3 protein-coding genes are annotated in these 2,034 nt (G+C 29.3%); all 3 read right to left on the bottom strand.

What is annotated here, in order from left to right:
* Nucleotides 1-39: 39 nt before the first annotated feature.
* Entirely contained in the window at nucleotides 40-864 is an 825-nt protein-coding gene (locus JF76_RS01900; protein ID WP_045927585.1) for a zinc-dependent metalloprotease, read from the bottom strand.
* Between the two features lie 70 nt (nucleotides 865-934).
* A complete protein-coding gene (locus tag JF76_RS10480) occupies nucleotides 935-1,063 on the bottom strand; it encodes a hypothetical protein (RefSeq protein WP_279625408.1) in 129 nt (42 codons plus the stop codon).
* A gap of 42 nt (nucleotides 1,064-1,105) precedes the next feature.
* Nucleotides 1,106-1,969 carry a matrixin family metalloprotease gene (locus tag JF76_RS09890; RefSeq protein WP_052697045.1) on the bottom strand — a complete coding sequence of 288 codons (864 nt, stop codon included), beginning with the start codon at nucleotides 1,967-1,969 and terminating at the stop codon, nucleotides 1,106-1,108.
* Nucleotides 1,970-2,034: the final 65 nt, after the last annotated feature.

Raw genomic sequence — 2,034 nt, 5'->3', positions numbered from 1 at the left:
CCATAATTACTGATATGGTCGATATGTTGTCAACAGGGATTAATTTTGGTAAAGAACAGCTAAGTCGTTGATGTAATCTTGGTCAGGGTCTGTTATATGTTCACTACGAGAGTTTGTTACATTCATTATACGACTTTGTGTTGGATTATGTTTTAGTCCTAAACAATGTCCAACTTCATGTAGTATTACATGTTTAAATAGTGTGTCATAATCAATTATATTTTCAGATACTTGTGTTAATATCGAATTATTATAAATATTAATTTCTGCAATTTCGTATAAGTTTATGTTCTTATATTTGTCATCATCTGAAATAGTGTATGTTGATTGACCAACTACTCTTGGATTCTCTTTTTTAGCTATTTGAATAGTGATGTCAGCTTTTTTATTAGTTTTTGATAATTTTATACTATTTAAATTGTTAATTTTTTCAATTGAATTTTCAGCTAATTCTTGTTGATGTGCGTTTAAGTGATTATCGTTAAATGTTAAATTAATTTTATTCCAACGATAACCTAGTAAACTATATTGTGAGCAAATTGTATTATTGAAATTGTTGATATTAGGAACGTCATAATTTGATTTAGCTTTTTGAATTTTTTGTTCTTTTGGCATGTTAAATTGTTGACGTTCTTTTTTAGACATTTTGTGTCCGATGTAACAATGTTTCTTTTTGTTATAAACGTAAGCATAGCCAAATTTGAATTGGTGCTTGTTTTTGGCGGTTACATAGTGTTTCTTTTTGGCTTTCTTAGCTTGAATAGTTGTAGGAGTGGCTACGATTGGTATAGTTGTTCCGATTAAAGTTATTAATGAAAGCGAGATTACAGCTGATTTTACTAATTTTGATGAAATTTTCATCATAAATTTTTCTTTCTATGTTATGAAAAATAATGATTGCTTTAATTCTATAATATATTATTTATTAAATTTTTTAAACTGTGGTTTCTTGTGAGCAATAATGATTTTTGCTTTGGCATTGAGCAACAGAAGCAGTTGGTGTCATTGTGATTGAGGCTAAAGTGGTAATGATAGTTGCTTTTAACTTTTTAATGAACTTCATGATAATTTTACTTTCTAAATTGTGTTTTGTTGTCAACAGCGATTAGTTTTGGTAAAGAATAGCCAAACCTTTGATGTAATCTTGATCGATTGCTACATGAGTTGCGTCAATCTTATTTATTTTGCTTACATCCGATACTGGTGCCATAATTTCATATTTATTTTGTTCATTATGTTCAAGACCGAGTGCATGTCCAATTTCATGTAAAGATACTTGATTTAAGTATAGAGCATAATTACCGTAACAATGTGCTTGAATTTGATTTTCATATAGTGTTACAGTTTGTTCATCAATTAGGTTAAGATTTAATGAATTATCTTCTATTGAAACTGGTCCAGTTGTGTAACCGGCTCTTGCCAGATTCGTTGTTGACACTTCTATTGTAATATTAGCTTTTTTGTTAGTTTTCTTTAAGTTAATGATGCCTAATTGATTTATTTGATCAATTGCCTGATTGATTATTGTTTGTTGGCTTTCGTTTACATCATTGTAATTATAAGTGATCGTTGTTTTTGCCCAACGGTAACCTTTTAAATGAAATTCATTTAATATTTGTTTAGTAAATTTTTTTACTTTAGGTACATTATAATTGCTAGTGGCTTTTTCAACTCTTGGCTCATCGGAATCAGTAGTTGAAGTATGATGTTTTTTCATTTTGTGACCAATGAAAACACCTTTCTTTTTGTTGTAGGTGTAGCTGTAACCGGGTTTAAATTCATCGTAGTATTTAGCAATGACGTAAGCTTTCTTTTTAGTCTTTTTAGTTTTCTTGTGATGTTTCTTAGCTTTAGCTGAAACGGTAGTTAAATTAGTAATAGTAGTTGGTACAGCGGTTGCGCTAGTAGTAATAAGTGCTAAAGCGGCAAGGTAAAGCTTAACAAATTTGTTATTTGAGTTGATCTTCATAATAAGTTTCCTTTCTAAACTATACAGTCTTGCTGTTAGCAAAATTAAAAAATCATACCAACAAT

Origin of the sequence: Lactobacillus kullabergensis (assembly GCF_000967195.1) — a bacterium.
GTDB classification, from domain to species: Bacteria; Bacillota; Bacilli; order Lactobacillales; family Lactobacillaceae; genus Lactobacillus; species Lactobacillus kullabergensis.
Note: the sequence above shows the minus strand (reverse complement) of the source record. Positions and strands in the feature narration are given on the sequence as shown.

What these genes read in the sequence shown, in the direction of transcription:
- JF76_RS01900 (WP_045927585.1), bottom strand. Translation starts at nt 864, where the DNA reads ATGATGAAAATTTCATCAAAATTAGTAAAATCAGCTGTAATCTCGCTT.
- JF76_RS10480 (WP_279625408.1), bottom strand. Translation starts at nt 1,063, where the DNA reads ATGAAGTTCATTAAAAAGTTAAAAGCAACTATCATTACCACTTTAGCC.
- JF76_RS09890 (WP_052697045.1), bottom strand. Translation starts at nt 1,969, where the DNA reads ATGAAGATCAACTCAAATAACAAATTTGTTAAGCTTTACCTTGCCGCT.